This window comes from Pedobacter sp. B4419 (genome assembly GCF_059693725.1).
In genome coordinates this window covers 1,985,671-2,008,777 of record NZ_JCASSL010000002.1, presented here as the reverse complement: position 1 = coordinate 2,008,777, position 23,107 = coordinate 1,985,671, and the positions used below count along the sequence as shown (strand labels likewise).

The window sequence follows — 23,107 nt, the reverse complement described above, 5'->3', positions numbered from 1 at the left end:
GTTTATAAAGGTTTAACGTGCGATCCAACCTTCTGGATTTTGTGCTGTAGCGCCTTTATTAATTTGAAAACCTAGCTCTCCTACACCCCCTGTTTCTCCCACTACACCAATTGTTTGCTTGGTACTTACACTTTCTCCCTGAGATACGCTTACGCTTTTTAAGTTAGAGTAAACCGTAAAATACTCACCATGCTTAATCAGTATAAAGTAACGGCCCTGAAAAGGTCTAATTGAAGTAACCTTGCCATTAAATACAGCACGAACGGCTGTGCCTTCAGCTGTGTTATAAGTTACTCCTTCATTATTTGCAGTGGCTTGATCCACCTTATAAGAGCCAAAATGTTGCACAATATAACCTGTAGCCACGGGTGCAGGCAAACTGCCCCTGTTGTTTTCAAAAGCTGCAGATAATTTAGCGGATTCTGGCGTTGCCCTTAGCATTTCACTGGTTGTTGATGTTTTAGGTTTAGTTGCTGCTGGTGCCGGTCTGTTTTCTGCTTTGGCTTTTGCTGCAGCTATTCTTTCACGTTCACGCTCTTCTTCTTCGGCTTTCTTCTTGGCGGCAGCGATCTCTCGTGCTATCGTAGCCCTGATCTCTCTCGCTATTGCATCTTGCTGCTGCCTTTTCTTTTTAATATCTTGTTTGTATTGGGTTTCCTGCTTGCTCAACTGGTTCAATACCACCGTTTGCTCGCTTTTCTTTTTGTCGAGCTTCGATTTTTCGCTTACCTGTTCCTTGAGCAGGTTGTTTTTGTTTTTGAGATCCTTATCTAATACTACAATCTGGTTGTTCAGGTCTTTTTCTGTCCCCTGGATATAGGCGGCCTGTTTTTTACGGTACTGCCCAAACTGTTGCAAGTACTTGATGCGTTTATAGGCTTGGTTAAAGTCTTTTGCGGCGAAGATAAACATCATCTTATCATACGAATTCCGATTGCGTTGCGCAAAGCGGATCATGCCGGCATACTCTTTTTTCAGGTCGCTCAATCGGCTCTGCAAGTTGTGCACTTTGCCTGTATTCTCGGTGATCTGATTGTCGAGGTTCTTCATTTCCGAGTTAATGGTCGAAATTTTATCCTGCATCAAACGCACCTGTGCCTTGATCGTGTTGATCTGGGTAAGGGTTAATTTCTTGCCACTAGTGGTTTTGTTCAGGTTCTTTTCGGCCAATTCTATCTGCCGTTGCAGGGCTTCTTTTTTTTTGATCAGCTCTTTGCTCGATTGTGCAAAAGCGGTTGAGCAAAGGCCCATCAACAGCAGGGAAAGGAGTAACTTGTTTAGCTTCATTGCACCAAAAATATAAAAATTTAGTTGATTACCTGAAAACTTTTAGGCACAGTAAAGGGGAACTCTACAGGCACATTGCTCTCTATCTTAGTGAATTCTATTTCTAAATTGATCTTTTTGTCGCCAGACATGGTATTGATCTTAACGCTAGATGGGAACAATGCATTGTTGATCGGCGTATATTTTCCGTAGCTTACTTTTAAGGCCTGCGCAGCTTTTGCATCGTTGAGCGTGTTTTCTGCAGGCTTCAACAAGGTATTAAAAAGTACGCGGTAAGCCAAGTCGCCATTGTTGCCGTTCAACGCCCAAGCTCCGTTTTCTTGCACAAGGGCCGAATTCATTGTCATAAATTCAGGGATGGTATTTCCCGAAAGGATAGCCTGTAACAAGCCAAAGCTAATCTGTTTGTTGGTAAAATTATAGATATAGCTGAACGGCTTCTTAGTATAGGTTTTCTGTAATTTATTTAATAGCAACAAGCTATCAGGCGTAATTACTGCCCTTGCCACTTCTACTATGCCACCGGCTGCCGTAATGATCGCCCATATTTTTTTGTCCTTTTGGATCCTGATGTTCATGGTTACGTTGTTTTCGTCGCCGTTCACATCCAGTTTGGTTTTTCCTTTTAGCGCCAAGGTGTTAAAAGAAAGGTCTTTTGCTTTGAGCAGGTTGAGGTTATCCTGCTTTTTATCGGGTTGGGCTTCTACTTTCTCCTGACTAGCCGGAGGGGTAGCAACAATCACTTTTTTAGGCTTGCATCCTACGCCTAAAACCACTAGTGCCAATAAAAGGCTACTTAATATATTTCTTTTCATTGATTTTCTTGTTTAGTTTTTCGGAATCATTTCCAGCTTGCTTGGCTTTTTGCCATTGCGTTACCGCCTGCTCTCCATTTCCCTTAAGAAACAAGATATCGCCGTAATGCTCAAGGTAAACAGGGTTTGATGCCTCATTGTTTTGCAACGCTTTTTCGATCCAGTTCAGGGCTTGTTCGTATTTGCCCTGTTTAAACAATACCATCGCATAAGTATCTGCAATGGATGCATTTTGGGGAAGAGCGTTTGCTGCCTTGGCCGCCAATTGCTCGGCTTTGGCCAAATTCTGATTTCTTAACGCTAAATAATACGCATAATTGCTCAGCGTCAAATAATTATCGGGCGCCAACGAAATGGCCTTGTCAAATGCGGCATCAGCTTCTTTTAGTTTAGACTGATCGATAAATACTTCGGCCTGTAGCGCAAAGATCATCGCTTTTAGGTTATTGTCGTCTGCATCTAGCTGCAATGCGGATTTGATTTCCAGTCCCGCTTCGGCATTTTGGCCATTTCTGTGCAGGGCAAAAGCCTTGTAGTAGTACAAGATGGCCTGATTTGGATAAATAGTCAACGCCTCATCGCCAGTTTTAATGGCAGCTGCATATTGGCCCAGCAAGGTTTGGATAGCCAATACCTTTTCCCAAGCCGCATAATATTGATCGGAAACTTTTAAAACCGCCAAATACTGTTCTTTGGCACCATTCAGGTTTCCTTGCTGATAAAGTACATCGCCATATAAAATCATCAGGGTTGGCTCATTGGGATGCGCCTTTAAAGCCGCCTGAGCCAATTCTGTAGCATCTTTAACCACTACGGGATTATTGAACCTCGACAACATGCCACTAATGATCTTGGCCTTGTTTCCTGCTGGCATTGCCGAATGCGAAAATGCATTTTTTAACGGCCCCAAGGCCATTTCATTGTTCTTTTGCGATTTATAGACATCGGCCATGGCCAAATCTACTTCGTAATTGTCGGGCTCCAATGTTTTGGCTTTTTGTAACAATACCAAAGCCTCGGCCTGTTTGTTCTTTTCTAAAAGTACGCCACTTAAATAGAGGTAGTTTTTTACGTCTGCAGGCCCATCGGCAATCAGCTTATTAATCGCCTCTTCATTTGGTGCGCTTTTGCCCTGAACGGCAATGCGCTGCTTGGCCAGCTTCAGTTCCTTTGAAAGCCCAAATTTCTTTTCTACTACATCATAGGCCTTTTGTGCCTCTTCTGCCTTTCCGGCAATGGCCAATGCACTGGCTTTGTCAAAATAGTATTCTTCGGTTTCTGGCGAAAGCTGTATAAGTTGCTCAAATACTGGCACCAAAGCTTCCATGTTGCCGTTACGCTTGTAAATTTCTGATTGGAGCTTGAGGTACCAAACATTCCCTGGATTAAGTGAGATGGCCTTTTTGATGGCAGTTTCTGCCTCTAAAAGCTTATTCTGACGAAGATTGAGCGAAGCCAATTCAAAATAGGCAGCGTGGTTCTTGGCATCCAATGCCAACACTTTGCTAAAGCTTACATTGGCATTGGCATAGTTCTCGGCCATTTTTTCTTTAAGGCCGGCAAAGAACAGCTCTTTAATGGTATTGTTTTCTCTCGAAGGAACCGATACCGTTTCCTGCGCCTGTGCAACAAACACCAGCCCATATATTAATACGAAAACAATTTTCAGTTTCTTCATCTTATTTAGTTTTGAATGTGTGAATTTTGAGGGATTGAATGAACTAACAAAGAATAGGTTTACTGTCCGGCATTCTTTGATTCTAATTTCTCATTCAAAATTCTCGCATGCAAAATTCACTCATTAATTATTTTCCGGTATGGCCATAGCCACCGGCACCACGTGCCGTATCGCCCAGCTCAGTGGCCTGCTCCCAATTTACGGTTTCATGCCTGGCTACTACCATTTGCGCAATCCGTTCGCCGTCGTTTACCACAAAATCGGTATCCGAAAGGTTCACCAGCAACACTTTGATCTCTCCGCGGTAATCGGCATCGATAGTTCCCGGCGAATTTACAATTCCAATGCCATGCTTATAGGCCAGTCCGCTTCTGGGCCTGATCTGTGCCTCATAGCCAACCGGCAATTCAATATGCAAACCTGTTGGAATCAAAATCCGCTGCAAAGGTTTAATGGTGATCGCTTCACTTATAAATGCTCTTAAATCCATTCCTGCTGCATGTGCTGTTTCATAAGCCGGCAAAGGATGGTGAGAATGATTGATAATCTTGATGTTCAACATGTGTTAGCCTCTTTTTAAAATCTTCATCAAACCGTCTTTCTCTACATAGAAAATACCTGCAATAAAAGCAATGAACATTGCATTGCCGATATAGATATTTCTGTTAAATATAAAAAACGAGGAGAATACAATTGCGGTTGAAATGACCAGATAAACAATGATCTTTTTCAAATTATAGGGTATCGGGTAATATTTTTGGCCCAAAATATAAGACAGAACCATCATGACGAAATAAGCCAACATACTGGTCCATGCCGAACCCATATAGCTAAACCTCGGGATAAGTATAATGTTGAGCACGATGGTTATCACGGCACCGGCCAGCGAAATATACAAACCAAAGCGGGTCTGGTCTGACAGCCTGTACCAAACCGAAAGGTTCATGTAAATACCTAGGCAAACATACCCCAATAGCAGGTAAGGCACTGCCGGCAAGCCAACCCAATATTCGGCCGTGTGTTCTGCAGACCTGCTGATGAAATGCTTTAATATCTCGATATTGGCAATAAGGCCTACAAAAATAATGGCCAAAGCAATTACAAAATAATGCAAGATAGTGGCGTAGGTATTTTTGGCATCTTTGTGCTTGGCATGGCTGAAAAAGAAAGGTTCTGCCCCCAGCCTAAAAGCGGTGATAAAAATGCTCAGGAAAATAGCGATTTTACACACTGCCCCATAAATACCTACCTCGCCGTCGGCTATGTTTGCAGGCAATAATTTGCTGAGTACAATTTTATCCAGGTTTTCATTAACGATAAAAGAAAGATTGGCCACCAAAATCGGCCAACTGTACGAAAACATGGTCGCAAAAAGAGGCTTGTCAAATTTGAGTTGCAGCTGCAAAAACTGAGGCAGCAAATAAATAAAGGTAACTATGCTGGCAATAAGGTTTGAAATAAATACATAACCTACCCATTGATGCCTATACCATGATGCCAGCCAATCTGCACCAAGCCAATGATGCTTAATGATACCAGGAATTACAAAAATGAAAAACAGGTTAAAGCCCACAAAACAACCAATATTCAAGAATTTGGCCACACTGTAGCGCATGGCTTTTTCATCAGCCCGTAATTTGGCAAAGGGAATAACGCTGATGGCATCTATAAACAAGATCCATAAAAAGAAATTCACATATTGCTTGTAATCCTGTATCTCGCCGGGTTTATTGGTCAGGTAACCAGCAATCTGTTCGTTAAAAACGATGCCTGTAAAGAGGAACAAGGTTGAAATAAAGGCGATGCAGAGAAAGGAATTGTTATACACCTCCTGCTTTTTGTCTTCAAATTTATTGAGGTAACGGAAATAGGTACTTTCCATTCCGAAGGCCAAAATAGCATTGATGATAGAGGCATTGGCATACATATTTGTAAAAATGCCATAAACACTCTTCGGGTATACCTTGGTATAAATTGGGGTAAGGATAAAGTTGAACAGCCTCGAAAGCACTGTGCTTACCCCATAAACAGCGGTTTGACCAATAAATTTTTTATATACAGACAATGTATTTCAGATTTTAGGTTTACGATTTTAAATTTTTAGATTGGTGCTGCGAGATTAATCATCCTTCACAATCGTCAACCGTCAATCTAAACTCGTAAATTCAATTTACCACAATAGGTTCTTTTTGACTACTTCAAAGTTGCGATAATTTTTAGTTTCTCCATCGGCTACTTCTACATTTTCTACTTTTGCCTTTTCTGGCCCTTCCTTGCACCAATCTAAAAAGAGGTCTAAAATGATGGCACTAGCTTCGGCTTCTATGTAAACCGAACCATCCTTTTCATTCTTAACCAGACCTTTTACGCCCATCTGATCGGCCACTGCCTTTGTGCTCGCCCTAAAAAATACGCCCTGCACCTTACCCGTTACTTTTATATTGATGTGTTTCATTTTATTTGATTGTTCGTTGGCTGGTTCATAGTTGATAGTCGATAGCTGAACTGCTAATTGTAAACTGCCAGCTGCAAACCTTTCGAAAGAGATTGCTTCCCTCGATGAAAATCGAGCTCGCAATGATGATACCTTTTACATCTTACCTCTTCCATTTTCCATTAAAATTCTTTCTCTAGCAGTATCTTCTTCTCCTGCAAAAACTCTTCCCAAATTTCTTTAAGTATGCTTGCGGCTGGTTTAATTTCGCTGAGCATGGCCGAAACCTGTCCGATTTCAAGTTCTCCTTGCTCCATATCTCCCTCAAACATGCCCAATTTCGCCCTTGCGCGCCCTAAAAGTGCTAGTAATTGCTCGGTATTCGCACCTTCAGCTTCTGCTTGTCCAACCGCTGTTGCAAATTCGTTCTGTAACAAACGAACAGGCACCAGTTTTTTCAGCCTCAGCTTGGTATCGCCTTCGGCCGAACTCACGATCTTTTCTTTAAAGTTCGGATGGCACGATGATTCTTCGGCTACGGCAAAGGCCGATCCTATTTGTACCGCAGTAGCACCCAATGCCATTGCAGCCAGCATTGCCCTGCCACTCCCAATGCCTCCAGCTGCGATTACTGGAATTTTAACCGCATCGGCAATCATCGGAATGAGGCACATGGTGGTCGTTTCTTCGCGTCCGTTATGCCCGCCAGCTTCAAAACCTTCGGCAACCAGGGCATCGGCCCCTGCCGCTTCGGCTTTCAGTGCAAACTTGGTGTTGGCAATTACATGCACTACTGTTATTTGATGGGATTTTAAAAACGAAGTCCAGGTAGCGGGATTGCCAGCAGAGGTAAATACGATTTTTACACCCTCAGCCACCAGAATATCCATGATTTCCTGAATATTTGGATAGAGCAACGGTACATTTACCGCAAAAGGGCGATCCGTAGCCGCCTTGCATTTTTGGATATGGGTCCGCAGTACATCCGGATACATGGAGCCTGCACCAATAATCCCCAATCCGCCAGCATTTGATACCGCCGAAGCCAGTTTCCAGCCACTGCACCAGATCATCCCTGCCTGAATAATCGGGTATTTGATATTGAATAATTTGCAGATCGGATTCATAATCGGTATGGTTACAGTACTTCTGAATTTACAATATGTGTGGGTTTGCCCTTGCTATAATTAACTATGTTTTCGAAAGCCTTGCTAAAATACAACTCGTAGCCATTTTTTTCTACATAGCCCAAGTGTGGCGTGCAAATTACATTGGACATGGTTAACAGCTCAAAATTAGGATTTTTAATGGGTTCGTCTTCATAAACATCCAAACCTGCAAAACCTGGCCTGCCTGCTTTTAGGCATTTGAGGAGCGCTCCCTTTTCAATCAGTTCGGCCCTTGCGGTATTGATCAATATTGCCGTGGTTTTCATCAGGCCAAGGTCGGCTTCTTTAATGAGGCCAAATGTACTTTCGTTTAAACGCAGGTGTAGGGTTATTACATCTGAATCCTTAAAAAAGTCGGCTTTGCTTAGCGCCGCCTCAAATCCATCGTTTACTGCATTTGTCCTGGAGTTTTCGCTTCCCCACACCAGAACCTGAGCACCAAAAGCTTTTGCATAATTGGCGATCAGCTTTCCTATTTTGCCGTAGCCCCAAATACCTATGGTTTTGCCATAAACGCTCGTGCCTATATTCGTTTGCCAGTTTCCTGCCTTCATATCGACAATGGCATTGGGCAATTGTCTCAGCGCATTCATAATAAGTAGCCAGGCGAGTTCGGCTGGTGCTATTGGCGAACCTACGCCCTCGGCAACCGCTATTTTATATTGATTGCAAGCGTCGATATCTAAGTGGTTTGATATTTTGCCCGTTTGGCTGATCAGTTTCAATTTGGGCAACTGTTTTAAAAGCGCCTCAGTAATTGATGTTCTTTCTCTGATCAAAACCAACGCCTCTGCATCCTTAATCTGGTCAGCTAGCAAGGCAGGGTCTTTCTCTGTTTCGTTCAAAACCACTACTTCATGGTCATTAAGCAACTCGAAACAGGCTAATGTTTTTACTACATCTTGATAATCGTCTAGTATGGCTACCTTCATGGCCTATCAATTAAAATAAACGTTGAACCTGATCGCTTTCTATTTTAAAATCGGGCGAGAGCTGCACCAGGTTTAGGCCCGGTCTCTTGCCAACCTTCAGGCTTCCGAACTTTGAATCGATATTCAGAAACTTCGCGCCATTCAAAGTTGCCCATTGCAGCAAATCGTTAAAAGAAACCTGTAAACGATCTTGCAAAGTTTTCATTTCTGCCAGGATATTAAGCTGATGATTGCTGGCCAAACTATCTGTACCCAATGTTAGGGTCACTTCCTGGGCCTTAAACATCGTGGCATCAGGCAAACTGTTTTCAATGTAAAGGTTAGCATTCGGACAGAGGCACCAATACAAATTGGGATGTTCTTGCTGGGCAAACGCTACATCAGCAGCTTCGCTCATGGTGTTGTGCACCAAAAGGGTGTTGAGTGTTTTATTCAGTTGTGGTAAATGATAATGGATCGCATTTTCTCCAGATGCCTGGGCCTCGTGTGGAGGAATGCCTACACTGGCAAAGAAATCTGCAAATTTGCCCGTTCCCTTGGTAAAGAGTTCATTCTCTCCTGCGGTTTCCTGGTTATGGATACTCAATATGTCCGTTTCGATATTGGCTTTTTCAATTTCCCTAAGCAAGGTTGACGAAACCGAATAAGGTGCATGCGGAACAATAGAGGCTTTTAGAGGTAAGAAATCAGCTCTTAGCTGAAGTCCTGCTTCAATTATTGGTTCCGAGGGCCTACTAAAGCCAAAGACCTCTACAAAGGTATGGTAGTAGATTTTACTATGTAACTTAACTGTTTTTGAGCTTAACTGATTGGAGATATCGCCAACTGCAACAATGCCATTGGCATACATTTCTTCGTCTGCACGTTGCATGGCCGCTAGGATTTGTTCTTCGGGCTGTTGCCTCATGGCCAAAATCTGTCTGATAAATTCAGCGAGGCCAGTATGCTCATCGATCTTTCCCAACAAATGTGAAAGCTCCAGGTGGCAATGCGTATTGACCAAACCAGGAATGATGGCCCCCTTGTAATGCTTAATTGAGCCCAGTTGCCGCTCTTGGGCTTGTTGCGATGTTAGCACTGCAGTAATGGTTCCATCGGCTTTCATGCCAATTACACCATTTTTGAGGGGAGCTTCTTCAACTGGAAAAATCCAATCGGCCGAAATGTATTGTTGCATGCCACAAATTAAATGCATTAAGTTCGAAACCTAAGAAGATTATCAGCTTTTTTGACGACAAATTCAACAAGCTGTGGAGTTTCTCTACAATCGGTATTTTGCCTAAAAAATCTATATAACTGATTATCAATAATTTATAAATTAATTTTCTTTTGGCACCATTATGTAACCTAGCTCAGTAATTATTTATTTCAAAACCCTAATTAAAAAAATACAAGTTATGAAAAAATTATTTTTAGCCGCTACGTTAGCATTCGCAGGATTCTCAGCAGCACAAGCAAGTGAAGTGAAATCAAATAAAATTGAAGTTGTTACCACAGTACAAGATAGCGTAACCAAAACACCGGTAAAATTAGAAGATTTGCCACAAGGTGTGAAAACCACATTGGCTTCTGAGCCTTATAAAGTTTGGACAGCTACTGCAGCTTTCTTGGTAAAAGATGCAAAAGCAAACAAAGAGTGGTACCAAATCGATGTTAAGAAAGAACAAGAAACCGGTTCTATCAAACTTGACAAAGACGGTAAACCTGTTGAATAATTAAAATCAACAGCATAATTGAATAGCAGAAAACACAATTATACTTTAACAAAGGCCAGATTTATCTGGCTTTTGTTATTTTTGTAATATGTCAAAATTCCTAATTGTTGAAGACGACTCTACCTTTGCCCAAATTATTGAAGGCTTTTTAACTAAAAGTGGTTTCGAGGTCTTATTGACATCAAACACCAAACAAGCATACAAATTTATAGACCAGCAAGATTTCGATCTGTTTCTGGTCGACTATCGCCTGCCCGACGGTACGGGACTCGATGTGCTTAAATATGCTCGAGAAAAGGGCATTGCTACGCCTACCATCGTCATGACCAGCTTTAATGATGTGCGTACTGCCGTGAAGTCAATTCAGTTGGGCGCTTTCGATTACATCACAAAGCCAGTAAACCCCGATGAGCTCTTGATGATCATCAAAAACTCTTTGACCAAAGAAGAGACGGCACCTGCAGCCATAGACGATAATTTTATCAAAGGCAAAAGCACCGTAGCCGAAAAATTGCATGAACACATTGCCTTGGTGGCCCCAACCGACATGTCGGTGATTATACAAGGCGAAAGTGGTACAGGTAAGGAACACATTGCCAAAACCCTACATCTGCAGAGCAAACGCAGCAACAAGCCTTTTATAGCCATCGATTGTGGTACTTTATCAAAAGACTTGGCCGGAAGCGAGCTTTTTGGGCATGTTAAGGGTGCTTTTACTGGTGCCTTAAACGATAAAAAAGGTCAATTTGAAGCCGCCAATGGAGGCACTTTGTTTTTAGATGAAGTAGGGAACCTTACTTACGAAGTACAGGTAAAACTATTAAGGGCTTTGCAGGAACGCATTATTCAACCTATTGGCAGCACCAAAACCATAGCTGTTGATGTGCGGATCATCGCCGCCACCAACGACGACTTGGCCAACAGCATTCAGCAAGGCGAATTTAGGGAAGACCTTTACCACAGACTCAATGAATTCAAAATCCAATTGCCGGCTTTAAGAGACCGTGGCAAGGACCTGGAGCTTTTCATCAACCATTTTATTTCCTTAAGCAATAAAGAGCTGGGCAGAAATGTACAGCATATTGCACCAGATGCCAAAGAATTGTTAATGGATTACGATTGGCCGGGCAATTTGCGCGAGCTTAAAAATGTGATCAAGAGAATGGTTTTGCTCAGTCCGGGTGATACAGCAAGTTTAGCGAGTTTGCCAGATGAGATGAGAATGGCAGTAAGCCAATTGCCTAAAAATGGCAGCACCGACCTCAAAGCAACGAACGAGCTGAACGAAAAGCAACTGATTACCGAAACCTTGATTAAGGTAAGGCACAATAAATCTAAAGCGGCCAAACTGCTCAATATCGACAGGAAAACGCTCTACAGCAAAATGGAGCGTTACGGCATCGAATAATCCAGTTCGTCGACCATTAACAACAACTGGTCAAGCTCTTCGATTAAGTGACCGATCTCGTTTTTTAGCATTTGATCAATCGCTTCGCGTTTTTCTATTTCAAGTTCCAATGTTCTAAATTGTGCAGCTAGGGCTGAAGCGCCAACTTGCGCAATCCGACCGGCTAGGCGATGCACAATCAACCGGCAATTTGCTTTGTCTTCCTGCTCCATGCTTTCTTTTAGCGTTTCGCTGTCATGGATACAATCATTCTTAAATTGATTTAAGATTCTTTGCAGCAGTTGTTGATCGCCTAAAGTCATTTTTTCAATGGCGCTGATGTCAAAATCAATTTTTGCTTTAACTGGAATGGCCCTTTCAAATATAGAAAGCAGATCTTCTGTACGGAATGGCTTAGTAATTAACCCGTTAAAACCTTCTTTTAAAATGGCTTCCTGTTCATCTGGCAGTACCTGAGCGGTAATGGCATAGAATTTTACATGGGCTGGCATTTTATGCTTCAATATCCGATGCAGTTCCAATCCCGACATTTCAGGCAAACGCATGTCAATCAATACATAATTTACTCCAGCCAAATCTGCATTGAGAATGGCTTGTGCCGTATTGAAAGTTTGATAAGGAATATCATGCTTCTCGAAAATCAGCGCACACAATTCTAAAATCAGCTGGTCATCGTCTATCATCCACACTTTGCCCGTATTTACAATGGCACTTTGGCCAATGGTTTCGATTTCGTTTTCAGGTTTTTCGGCATAAGGATATTTCAAATGGAAAGTAAACGTGGTTCCGTGTTCCTTTTTGCTTTTTACATTGATCCGGCCTTCCTGGCTTTCAACCAACGATTTTACAATTGCCAATCCCAATCCCGTTCCGGTTTGATTATGGATGTATTTTTCGCTGCTTTCAATTTGTTCAAACTCGTTAAAGATCCGTTGGATATGTTCTTCGTCAAAGCCAATGCCGGTATCTTTGATCACAAAATTAAAATGGACAAAATCACCATGCCTTTTTAGCGAAAGATTCAAGTCGATCTGCCCTTCTATGGTAAATTTGATGGCATTGCCCAACAGGTTAAACAGGATCTGTTTTAGCCTAAAGGCATCGCCAACAGCATATTGTACGCCATCGGGCTCAAATGTAGTCACCAGATCGATCTGCTTTTGTGTGGCCAAAGGCCCCATTACCTCTACCACTTCATCGAGTACCTTGCTTACGTTAAACACTTGTTGGTTAAAGGTAAATTCGCCAGAAATGATACGGTTATAATCGAGCACTTCATTTACGATCTGCAACAAATGTACCGCCGACTGATAAATGGCATCAACGTTTTTCTTGCTTGGCTGGTCTTGTCGCGCAATCAGCTCTGCATAACCCAAAATAGATTGCAAAGGAGTCCTGATTTCGTGGCTCATGTTAGATAGGAAGCGCTGTTTGGCCTTGCTATGGTATTCGGCCTCGTCTTTGGTTATTTCGAGATCCTTTCGGTAGCGGTTAATGCTGGTGATATCGGTTAGAATGAGATAAACCAAAATAATGGTCAGAAAGAAGAAACCGATCAACAGTGCCGTAATCTGCCCTGCACCCTTATTCACTACCTCTTTGGCCTGGTTGTTTTTTAAATCTACCTGGGCCACGGCATCAGACTCTACCTCTTTCAGGATATTGAGCATTTGTGTGGTAATGAGCGTACTTGCGGTAGCCAAATCTGCCTCCCGCTTTAAAAATCGCGCACTCTTTTCTTTTTGCTCGGTTTCTATCGTCCTTAAAATGGTATCGATGTTATTCGCGATGCTGTCTTCCACCTGTGTATTCAAGGTATCGCGTTTGATTTTAAATTCTTCGTTTATAATTTTGTAGACCTCTGATTTTTTCTTGCCAAAGAGCTTGCTCAAAAATCCCCTCGATTTTTTTTCTTCATCAGGTGCCACGATTGTTGTAGAGGTAGAAGTTTCGGTAGTGAGCAAGGCACTGTCCATTTGCTTACCCCTTTGCGCAATCAAATCGTTCAGTTTGCTTACCTCGGCAGAAAAAGAAGTGGTATTGACCAAGGTTTCGCGTACCTGCATGTACATGATAAACTGCTTGTCTTTATCGTCGAGCAGCCTTTTGATAGATCGGATACGGCGCAGCTGGGCTTTGTCTTTGGCATAAAGCTTGGCCAAGGTATCCAAGTTGCTCCTAGAGTTTCTCGACTCTTTTATAAATTCCCTGCTTTTTCCCTTATTGTTGATGGCCTGGTCACGTTGCAGCTGATCCAGTTTGGAGATGCTGTGCGATAACTGGTTCACCATTTTTAGGCGCTCGTTTGGCGCAGAAATTTCCTCAACCGTATGCAGCATCTTTTTAAATGCAAACCGGCTGATGCCCCAAGCTGTTAACAGGGCGAAACAGGCCAGCAGAAAGCCGATAACGACCTTACTCTTTGCAACAGTAAAAAAGCGCTTCTTGATATTGGGCTGCATTAAAATTGTTTAACTTGTAATAACCTTTTATATAACGTAATAGTTTTCAAAATATCTTAATGGTTAAATTGGGTTTCTTTTCTAGCCCATTAATCTGTAGTTTTATGACAGCTATTTTCAGGCCAAAATGAACAGAATAGATAGACTTTTCGGAATATTAATCCTTTTACAATCGAGAAAATACGTAACTGCAGAAAAAATTGCCGACCAATTTGACATTAGTGTCCGTACGGTTTACCGCGATATGAGGGCGCTTTCTGAACAGGGCGTTCCGATAAGCTTTGAACAGCATAAAGGCTATTTTATTGTACAGGGCTATTTCCTGCCCCCTATTTCGTTCAACTCTGACGAAGCTAATGCCTTATTGCTGATGGAACGATTCTTAAGTGGATTTGGCGATAAATCTATTGCCCACCACTATACCACCGCCTTGAACAAGGTGAAGGGCGTATTGCGCAGCAGCCAAAAAGAAAAGCTTGAAACCCTGAACGAAAACATCAGGTTGCAGCTGCCCGAAAGGCTAAAAAATGATACCGAGTATCTTTCTGTCTTGCAAAATGCTATTAGTGCCAAATGCATAGTAGAAATAGATTATAAAAACAATAAAGGTGAAAGCAGCAAACGTGAGGTCGAGCCTATCGGGTTGATTTTTTATGCATTCAGCTGGCACCTCATTGCTTGGTGCCATTTACGCAACGAGTACCGCGATTTTAAGGTTGTCAACATCGTTTCGGTCAAATGCACCGAAATTCCTTTCCGCAAAAGCGAACACATGCTGCTGAATGATTACATGAAAATCCTACCAGTTAGTTACTAGAAATGTATGTCATGCTGAGCCTGTCGAAGCACTTTCAAACAATCTTCGATAAGCCAACTGACAGTAATTACTAGAAAAATCGTCAAGCCGGATATCAGTCCTGCATTTCATTAAGATCTTTTCCTACTGATCGATTGTTTGAAGCGCAGTTTCAATAGCTTAGATTAAAGCAAGTCCAACTTTCCGCTATATCTTTTTTGCATGTCTTGCAAAAAAGGATGCCACTTCAATTTGGGCTATTTTACTCGGTGTATCCCGAATCATTCAAAAAAATTTTTATCTCCATTTTCACACTGACATAGGGTTGTCAGTGGGCCGTTGTTACTTTGTTTAAACAAACAGAAAAACGATGAACATTATTGAACTCTTATTGACCGAATTGGCGCGCGAAGCGCAAGTAACCCGTAAAATGCTGGCTTTGGTGCCTGCCGATAAGCTAGATTGGACGCCTCACGAAAAAAGCATGAAAATGGGAGGCCTGGCAATCCATATCGCCGAACTGCCTACCTGGGTAACCTTGGCACTGAAAACAGATGGGTTGGATTTTGCAACAGCACCCTATAACCCACCAACGGTAAACAATGCAACAGAATTAGTTGAGCTTTTTGAAAAAAGCTATGAAGACGGCCGAGCCAGCCTAAACGATGCCAAGGAAGAAGATTTAACCGGAAGCTGGGTATTGCGCAATGGCGATGAGATTTATAGCACCATGACCAAATACGAAACCATTAGACATGCCTACAGCCAAACTACGCATCACAGGGCACAGCTAGGTGTTTATTTGCGCTTGTTGAACATTCCAATTCCTGGCAGCTATGGCCCCAGTGCTGATGACCCGAGCTTTTAAGTACTTTGCCTTGACAACCTTTTTGGCTACTGTGTACATTAGGGTTGTCAGGCTTTGGCTCAACATTATTTTAAACGTTGCCCGAAACCTGATCTGTTCTTTGTTGGCGTCCTCGGCATGATGATTGAAACATTCTAGGCCTGACTTAATTATAACGCAACGCCAGTTTTCTATTGGGCGGGGACGCTAACAAAAGAATGACCCAGATAAGCATTAAAGGCAAAACTCAGTATTGTTGCGATTTATCGGATTAGAATTGGTTACTTTGTAAGATATTTCATAATCTTTATCCAATGTCCAATTCTATAACACGATTAAACAAATACATTAGCGAAAGTGGTTTATGCTCAAGAAGAGCAGCCGACAGGTATATTGAGCTTGGTCAGGTATTCATTAACGGACGCAAAGCTAAGGTAGGCGACAAAGTGTTATTTGGCGATGTGGTAAGCGTAAACGGTCAGACTATTGAGCCGCAACAGGCAGAAAACACCATCCTTTTGGCTTACAACAAACCAGTAGGCATTACCAGTACTACCGAATCGAAGGTAAAAGATAACATTGTAGATCACGTCAACCACAGCGAACGTGTGTTTCCTATTGGCCGATTAGATAAAGATTCGCAAGGACTTATCTTTTTGACCAACAATGGCGATTTGGTAAACAAAATTCTTCGTGCCGGCAACAACCACGAGAAAGAATACGTAGTTACCGTAAATAAACCTGTTACCGATCAGTTTATCGAGAATATGGGCAAAGGTGTACCTGTTTTGGGCGTTATGACCAAAAAATGTAAGGTAACCAAAGAGGCCAATAATGTTTTCAGGATTACTTTGATCCAAGGCTTAAATAGACAAATCCGCAGGATGTGTGAGCATTTTGGCTATGAAGTAACCAAATTAGAGCGTGTGCGGATCATGAACATCACGCTAAAGGGCATACCTGTTGGCGATTGGCGCGAGCTTACTCCAGAGGAACTGACCCAAATTACCAAGCAGCTATCTAAATCGAGTTCTGAAAAAACAGTTGCCCCAAAAAAGGAAAACAAAAAAACCGTTGCTCCAAAAGCTGAAAAACCAGCACAGCGATTTAGCAAAGAAAAAAATACTTCTACCAAAGGCAAAGCACCAAAAACTGGTGGTAGTGCCCCAAGCAAACAAAGCACAGCTGGCAGCGATTGGTTTAAGTCTGGCCCGAGCAGAAGGCCTACCCGTCCAAGTAAAGGCAAAGCTGGTGCACCGGCTGCTAAAACCCGCAGTCCAAAGAGATAATTAATGCGGATGTCAAAATTTAGGGTCATGAAGTCTCATTACCAATGAACTGATGACCAATTAACTAATTTGAGTATCTTTGCAATAAAATGCTAAGCACTAAGAAAATAGATATCCGTTCGTTGGATTTGCCCCAATTGCAACAGCACTTCACCGAAATGAAGGAGCCTGCCTACAGGGCAAAACAAGTTTATCAATGGCTTTGGGAAAAATCTGCCCGCAGCTTTGATGAAATGAGCAATCTATCTAAAGAGCTGCGCAAGAAACTGACCGACAACTATGCCATCAACGTTGTTGAAATCAACAATGCACAGTTTAGCAACGACCATACCATTAAAAACGCCTTCCGTTTATACGATGGCAACATTGTTGAAGGCGTATTGATTCCTACAGACGAAAGGATGACTGCCTGTGTAAGCTCGCAAGTAGGTTGCAGCTTAACCTGCAAATTTTGTGCAACGGGTTATATGGACCGGAAACGAAATCTTAATGCCGACGAGATTTACGATCAGGTGGTATTGATCGATCAGCAGGCCAAAAAGAACTACAACATCCCCCTAACCAATATCGTTTACATGGGCATGGGCGAACCTTTGCTCAACTATGCCAACGTATTGAAGTCGATCGAACGGATTACCGCCCCCGACGGCTTGAACATGTCGTACAAACGAATTACAGTTTCTACAGCCGGCATAGCCAAAATGATCAAAAAACTTGGTGATGATGGCGTGAAGTTTAACTTGGCCCTCTCCTTACATGCCGCTAACGATATCAAGCGCCATGAAATCATGCCGATTACCGAACACAATTCGTTAAAAGCATTGGCCGAAGCATTAAAATATTATTTCTCTAAGACCAAAAACCCGGTTACCTACGAATACATCGTCTTTAATAACTTTAATGATGAGATTCAGGATGCCATGGAACTGGCCAAATTCTGCAAGCATGTACCTTGCAAGGTAAATTTGATCGAATATAACCCTATCCAATTTGCCGATTTCATCAATGCCGAAGGCGATAAAATTGATGCTTTTGCCCATTATTTACGTGGACAGGGCATTAATACCAACATCAGAAGGAGTCGCGGAAAAGACATCGATGCGGCTTGTGGCCAATTGGCGGTTAAGGAAACTGCAGAAGGATAGTCCACAGTCGTTAGTCACGTCATTGCGAGCCTGCGAAGCAATCTCATTCCATAGTTTTCAGTTAACAGTCTCCCAGTTTTCAGCTATGGGTAAAGCCCTATCAATCATCCAACCACTTAAAAAACTTCGCAAGTTTGACAACAATTCCTTAAATTGTAGTTATGATAGCCGTAAAGCGCATAGCCGAAGATATGATCAATTTGCTTTTCCCATTGCTTTGCAATGCTTGCGGCAGGCATTTGCATTATGGCGAAAAAGAAATCTGCAGCCATTGCCTGTATGATCTTCCCTTTACCGACTTTCACTTACATGCCGATAATCCAGTGGCCCAACAATTTTGGGGTCGAGTACCTTGTCATGCAGCCATGGCCATGCTTTATTTTAAGAAAGGCAACAAGGTTCAAAACCTGATGCACGGTTTAAAGTACAAAGGTAAAACAGAAGTTGGCCACCTATTGGGGCATTTAATGGGCCGAAAATTGCGACTGAGCAGTGCTTACAACGATGTTGATGCTATTATTCCTGTACCCTTGCATGCCAACAAAGAAAAGCAAAGGGGCTATAACCAAAGCTTATTTATTGCCAACGGCATAGCCGAAGTTTTTGATGTTCAGGTAAAAAACACTAACTTATTGCGCCAAAAGGCTACAAGCAGCCAAACCAAGAAATCAAGATATACCCGATACGAAAATATGGAGTCCGTTTTTGAGGTTTGGCAACCAGAAGAACTAAAAGACAAGCATATTTTATTAGTTGACGACGTAATTACCACCGGTGCAACACTAGAAGCCTGCAGTAATGCGTTATTAAACGTTGGTATTAAAAAGATAAGTATAGCCACCCTAGCTTTTGCAGAATAGATGAGATTTAAACTGTTACTCTTAAGTATTTTATCCAGTCTGATTTTTGTTGCCTGCAACAAGGACGAGGATCTTACTTTAGATTTAGATGCAAAGCTCAATTTCTCGTCAGACAGCGTACTTTTCGATACCGTTTTTACTGCTGTGGGTTCGAGCAGCCGGCGATTAAAGATCTACAATCCTAATTCGAGGGCCATTAGCCTTAATCAAGTTCAGCTAAGCGGAGGCAACAATTCAGCTTTTAGCTTGAATATCAATGGACAGGCGGTTTCAGAAACCCGCGACTTAAAAATAAATGGCAACGATTCGATCAATGTATTTGTAAAGGTGAATATCAATCCTACCCAGGAAGACTTGCCTTTTATTGTACAAGATTCCATCCTGTTTTATTTCAATGGCAAAAAACAGCGCGTTGCATTAGTGGCTTATGGTCAAAATGCTGTTTTTATGAACAGTCTTACCATTAAAAACAATACCGTTTGGAACAGTAAATTGCCATACATTATCTATAAATCGCTCACTGTAGCCGAAAATGCCAATCTAACCTTAGAACCGGGAACCAAAGTGCTTTTCCATGGCAATTCTACCATGAGCATCAAAGGAACCTTAACTGCTTTGGGTACCAAAAGCGACAGCGTTGTATTTGCCAGCGATAGGTTGGAAAAGCTCTATAGCAATGAAACAGGGCAATGGAATGGCCTTCATTTTTATCCAGAGAGCAAGGATTCGAAAATCAACTATGCCGTTATCAAAAATGGTATTACAGGCATTACCCTCGATTCGCTATCAAAAACCGATGAGCCCAAACTCTTATTGACCAATAGTGTGATCAAAAATATGGAAGTAGTAGGCTTTTTAGGCTATCAAACCGAATTAACCGCTTTTAACAACCTGTTCTATAATTGCGGGCAATATTTGCTCTACGGTGTTGGTGGCGGGAAGTATAACCTGAAACAGAACACTTTTGCAGGCTTTAATCCCTTTTTTGCACGTAAAACCGCAGCGGTTTATTTTTCAGACTACATCAGCAACACACAATTGGCTAACCTTACTGTCGATTTTTACAACAACATTGTTTGGGGCAATTTGGACAATGAATTTCTGATCGATAAAAAATCTCCTGCTACAACCGTAAATGCGACTATAAAAAACAACCTGCTCAAAGTAAACACGAATACGCTAAGCATCAACAACAATATCTTAAACAGCGATCCGCTCTTTATAAATGTTGATGTAGGAAATTTTAGGTTGTCCAAGAACAGTCCTGCCAATAATAAGGGTTTCAATTTAAGTAGCGATCCTTACTTTAGTCCCTATTTAAACAAAGACCTTAACTATAAAGCAAGAATATTTCCCTCAGAATTAGGATGTTACGAAAATAATTAAAAAAATTATCCTCTTTTTTAAAACATTTGATACCCACTCGCGTTTATATTATCGAGAGCGTTAATTTAGATGGTAAGGGTCGATATTTTTTAGGAAATATCGGCCCTTTACTTTTTAAGGTAAGTTGAAAGTACCTGTTTGATTTCTTCAGGATTGAATGGTTTTAATACATGGCCATTCATGCCACAGTCTCTAAACTTCATATTCTCGTTATGCAAAGTAGATGCTGTTAAGGCTATAATAGGAAGTTCTTGATAATAATCGCCTTCGATCTCTCGAATGATCCGGGTGGTGTCGAAGCCATCTATCCCTGGCATCCGAATATCCATAAATACCAGGTCATAAACATTGTCCATTACCTTGCGGATGGCTTCTTCTCCATTAGAAGCAAAATCAATATCCAGCCCCCATTTGGTTAGAAATCTTTTGGCAATAAGAATGTTTACTTCATTGTCGTCTACTACCAAAATCCGCTTATCGGTAAATAGGTTAGGCAGTACATCAGGTTTTTGGGCCTTTGTTTGCTGCCCCAATTCCTTAAAATTGATTTCGAAACAAAAAGAGGTACCCTTCCCTTCGGTGCTTTGCACATCGATCTCCGAATCATAAAGTTTGAGCAATCTTTTGGTAATGGCCAAACCCAAGCCGGTGCCTCCATACCTTCGGGATATATCTGTTCTGGCCTGTGTAAAAGTTTCGAAAATATAAGATTGTTTGTCTTTTGGAATACCGATGCCGTTATCCGTAATTTCAAAATAGATCAGTGCGCCAGCTGCTGTTTGGGCCTTAAGCTTAAGCGTAAGCTCTACTTTTCCTTGATCGGTAAATTTAATGGCGTTGCCTAAAAGATTGATGATCACCTGATAAAGCCTGGTTTTATCGCCTAAAAGCTGCTCAGGGATTTTATCGTCATAGGTCAGCACAAGCTGATTGCCTTTCTTACCGGCACTCATCTGTAATGAGCTCACAATATCTACGCAAAGCGTATGCAAATCAAATGGCAGGCTTTCCAATTGCAGGTTACCTGTTTCTATTTTGGTAAAATCGAGGATATCGTTAATGATATTCAACAAATTCTCTCCAGAAAATTTCAGAATATTCAAATCGTCGATCTGCGATGCCTTAGGCTCGTTTTCTAGCAACAGATGCGTCATTCCGATTACCGCATTAAGTGGCGTACGGATTTCATGGCTCATCACAGAAAGGAACATTTCCTTGGCTTCGCTCAGCTGCAAGGCCTGCTCCCTGGCTTCCACCATTTCTTTTTCTACCTGCTTCCGCTGGGTAATATCGTTAATCAGCTCTACCTGACGCTCCAACTGCCCTTCTGCATTAATAATTGGCGTATTGGCTACTGATAGCCAAATTGGTGTTCCATCTTTTTTGTGGGCCAAAACCTCAATGGTATAGGCCTGTTTATTATTCGCTTTTTTGCGCGATTTGAGAATCAGTTCTTTGTCTGTTTCTGGAGTAGAAAGCACATCGCCCAACATTTTGCCCTGAAGCTCTGCTAAGGAATAGCCTATTAAACCTTCAAGCGCTTCATTTATCCAGGTAATTTCGCCCTTTTCATTCGATATGGTTACGCCCGTATTGGTTTTGCTTGCTACGAGCGACAGTACCTGAAGTTCTTCTTCAGCTTTCTTTTTATCGGTAATATCAATGATAATCTCTACCTCTGTTTCTACCTTTCCAGTATCATCTAACACTACGGTATTGTGGATAGAAAGCCAAATGGGCCGTTTATCTTTCCGATAAGCTAGAATATCAACTGTGAACGACTGTTTTTGCAGCGTAAGCTGACGTGCTTTTTCAATGAGCCCCCAATCGGTTTGTGGCCCACGGATCAAATCGCCCAATGGTTTGCCTTTTATTTCTTCAAGCGTAAAGCCCGTAATTTTTTCGAAGGCATCATTTACCCAGATGGCATTGTTGTTGCCATCGTTAATCACAACACCATTGTTTACCTTGCTGGCTACAAAGGAAAGTTTGGTCAGTTCATCTTCTACTTTTTTGCTTTCGGTAATATCCCTGCCGTAGCAATACCAACGGTTATCCTTGGCTACCATATTCCAGCCCATCCATTTCACTAGGTTATGCTTGCTAACCAATCTAAAATCGATACTGAACTGCTTTTCTCCAGTTCTTAAACCATCTTCAATGGCATATACCGTTTTGTCTACATCTTCACGCAGGCAATAATCCCACATGCTTTTTCCAATAGTTTCTTCTACGGTATACTGCAATAGCGAAGTAACGGCATCATTGATGAAAAGAATGGCGCCACTTCGATCTAAAATACAGTGGATTTCTGGCGAAACGGTGAAGATGTCTATAAATTCGTCAAAACGCTTGGTTTGCGCCTCGAGCTGGGCATGTTGCCTTTTAAGGGCCAATTGGGCTACCACCTGTACAGCCAAGGTACCCAGGGCCTCGATTTGGTGTTCGCTTAAATTGCGCGGTTCAACATCCATGAGGCATAGGCAGCCCAGAGGAAAACCATCTGCATCTTTTAACGGTGCACTGGCATAAAATCGAATATGGTCATCGCTATTGAGCAATGGGTGGCTCAACAATTCGGGAACCTGGCTTACATCTGGCATCAAGAAGATGTGATCGGCCATCATGGTGTACTGACAGATGGTTACCGTTCTGGGCAACCTTCTACGTTCAGCATCAACCCCTACTGCCGATTTTAGGATCACATGGTCTCTATCTACAAACGAGACGTAGGCGATAGGCACATTGGCAATCTGCGCAGCCAGTTTAACCAAATTGTCGAGCTCATACTCCAACCCTTCTCCCAAAATATCATAAGAATATAAGGCCGCGAGGCGCTGTTCTTCTTTTTCGGGAGAATAAGTAGGCTGGTTGAACATTGCTT

19 protein-coding genes are annotated in these 23,107 nt (G+C 42.1%); 8 read left to right on the top strand and 11 right to left on the bottom strand.

From position 1 onward, the window contains the following. Positions 1–12: 12 nt before the first annotated feature. The 9 genes from AC570H_RS20230 to AC570H_RS20190 form a co-directional block, all read right to left on the bottom strand. A complete protein-coding gene (locus AC570H_RS20230) occupies positions 13–1,287 on the bottom strand; it encodes a murein hydrolase activator EnvC family protein (protein ID WP_497358298.1) in 1,275 nt (424 codons plus the stop codon). A 20-nt stretch (positions 1,288–1,307) separates the two neighbouring features. Beyond that, positions 1,308–2,102: a lipoprotein insertase outer membrane protein LolB1 gene (lolB1, locus tag AC570H_RS20225; RefSeq protein ID WP_497358296.1), complete on the bottom strand. Its 795-nt coding sequence runs from the start codon at positions 2,100–2,102 to the stop codon at positions 1,308–1,310. Further along, entirely contained in the window at positions 2,080–3,780 is a 1,701-nt protein-coding gene (locus AC570H_RS20220) for a tetratricopeptide repeat protein (RefSeq protein WP_497358294.1), read from the bottom strand. Before AC570H_RS20220 ends, lolB1 begins: the two co-directional genes overlap by 23 nt. Before the next feature lie 127 nt (positions 3,781–3,907). After that, on the bottom strand, positions 3,908–4,339 hold the full coding sequence (gene dut / locus AC570H_RS20215; RefSeq protein ID WP_497359184.1) for a dUTP diphosphatase: 432 nt from the start codon (positions 4,337–4,339) through the stop codon (positions 3,908–3,910). 6 nt (positions 4,340–4,345) lie between these two features. Then, on the bottom strand, positions 4,346–5,845 hold the full coding sequence (locus AC570H_RS20210; RefSeq protein ID WP_497358292.1) for a lipopolysaccharide biosynthesis protein: 1,500 nt from the start codon (positions 5,843–5,845) through the stop codon (positions 4,346–4,348). A 105-nt stretch (positions 5,846–5,950) separates the two neighbouring features. Further along, positions 5,951–6,235 (bottom strand): acylphosphatase, encoded by a 285-nt coding sequence (locus AC570H_RS20205; RefSeq protein WP_497358290.1) that lies wholly within the window; start codon positions 6,233–6,235, stop codon positions 5,951–5,953. A gap of 161 nt (positions 6,236–6,396) precedes the next feature. Continuing rightward, on the bottom strand, positions 6,397–7,341 hold the full coding sequence (locus AC570H_RS20200; protein ID WP_497358288.1) for an NAD(P)H-dependent flavin oxidoreductase: 945 nt from the start codon (positions 7,339–7,341) through the stop codon (positions 6,397–6,399). 11 nt (positions 7,342–7,352) lie between these two features. After that, positions 7,353–8,315, bottom strand: coding sequence for a D-2-hydroxyacid dehydrogenase family protein (locus AC570H_RS20195; protein WP_497358286.1), 963 nt, complete (start codon positions 8,313–8,315; stop codon positions 7,353–7,355). 10 nt (positions 8,316–8,325) lie between these two features. After that, the gene (locus AC570H_RS20190) at positions 8,326–9,492 is read right to left on the bottom strand and encodes an amidohydrolase family protein (protein WP_497358284.1); all 1,167 of its coding nucleotides are present in this window, start codon (positions 9,490–9,492) and stop codon (positions 8,326–8,328) included. Positions 9,493–9,712: 220 nt separating this feature from the next. Here AC570H_RS20190 and AC570H_RS20185 point away from each other — a divergent pair, with 220 nt between their 5' ends. Next, positions 9,713–10,030 (top strand): hypothetical protein, encoded by a 318-nt coding sequence (locus AC570H_RS20185; protein WP_497358282.1) that lies wholly within the window; start codon positions 9,713–9,715, stop codon positions 10,028–10,030. A gap of 88 nt (positions 10,031–10,118) precedes the next feature. After that, on the top strand, positions 10,119–11,438 hold the full coding sequence (locus AC570H_RS20180) for a sigma-54-dependent transcriptional regulator (protein WP_497358280.1): 1,320 nt from the start codon (positions 10,119–10,121) through the stop codon (positions 11,436–11,438). On the opposite strand, the gene AC570H_RS20175 is transcribed toward AC570H_RS20180, so the two are convergent. Next, complete coding sequence (locus AC570H_RS20175; RefSeq protein WP_497358278.1) at positions 11,423–13,900, bottom strand: hybrid sensor histidine kinase/response regulator; 2,478 nt, start codon at positions 13,898–13,900, stop codon at positions 11,423–11,425. The two genes, AC570H_RS20180 and AC570H_RS20175, sit on opposite strands and share 16 nt — an antisense overlap. 127 nt (positions 13,901–14,027) lie before the next feature. On the opposite strand from AC570H_RS20175, the gene AC570H_RS20170 reads away from it, so the two are divergent. The 6 genes from AC570H_RS20170 to AC570H_RS20145 all read left to right on the top strand — a co-directional run bounded on the left by AC570H_RS20170 (position 14,028) and on the right by AC570H_RS20145 (position 20,223). Further along, positions 14,028–14,717 carry a helix-turn-helix transcriptional regulator gene (locus tag AC570H_RS20170; protein ID WP_497358276.1) on the top strand — a complete coding sequence of 230 codons (690 nt, stop codon included), beginning with the start codon at positions 14,028–14,030 and terminating at the stop codon, positions 14,715–14,717. A gap of 349 nt (positions 14,718–15,066) precedes the next feature. Next, positions 15,067–15,564, top strand: coding sequence for a DinB family protein (locus AC570H_RS20165; RefSeq protein ID WP_497358274.1), 498 nt, complete (start codon positions 15,067–15,069; stop codon positions 15,562–15,564). Positions 15,565–15,857: 293 nt separating this feature from the next. Beyond that, positions 15,858–16,832 (top strand): 23S rRNA pseudouridine(2604) synthase RluF, encoded by a 975-nt coding sequence (rluF, locus tag AC570H_RS20160; protein ID WP_497358272.1) that lies wholly within the window; start codon positions 15,858–15,860, stop codon positions 16,830–16,832. An 89-nt stretch (positions 16,833–16,921) separates the two neighbouring features. Continuing rightward, entirely contained in the window at positions 16,922–17,977 is a 1,056-nt protein-coding gene (gene rlmN, locus AC570H_RS20155) for a dual-specificity RNA methyltransferase RlmN (protein WP_497358270.1), read from the top strand. A 161-nt stretch (positions 17,978–18,138) separates the two neighbouring features. Continuing rightward, on the top strand, positions 18,139–18,837 hold the full coding sequence (locus AC570H_RS20150) for a ComF family protein (protein ID WP_497358268.1): 699 nt from the start codon (positions 18,139–18,141) through the stop codon (positions 18,835–18,837). Next, a complete protein-coding gene (locus AC570H_RS20145) occupies positions 18,838–20,223 on the top strand; it encodes a hypothetical protein (protein ID WP_497358266.1) in 1,386 nt (461 codons plus the stop codon). A gap of 107 nt (positions 20,224–20,330) precedes the next feature. Here the strand turns inward: AC570H_RS20145 and AC570H_RS20140 are convergent, their stop codons facing one another. Next, complete coding sequence (locus AC570H_RS20140) at positions 20,331–23,102, bottom strand: PAS domain S-box protein (RefSeq protein ID WP_497358264.1); 2,772 nt, start codon at positions 23,100–23,102, stop codon at positions 20,331–20,333. Positions 23,103–23,107 lie beyond the last annotated feature (5 nt).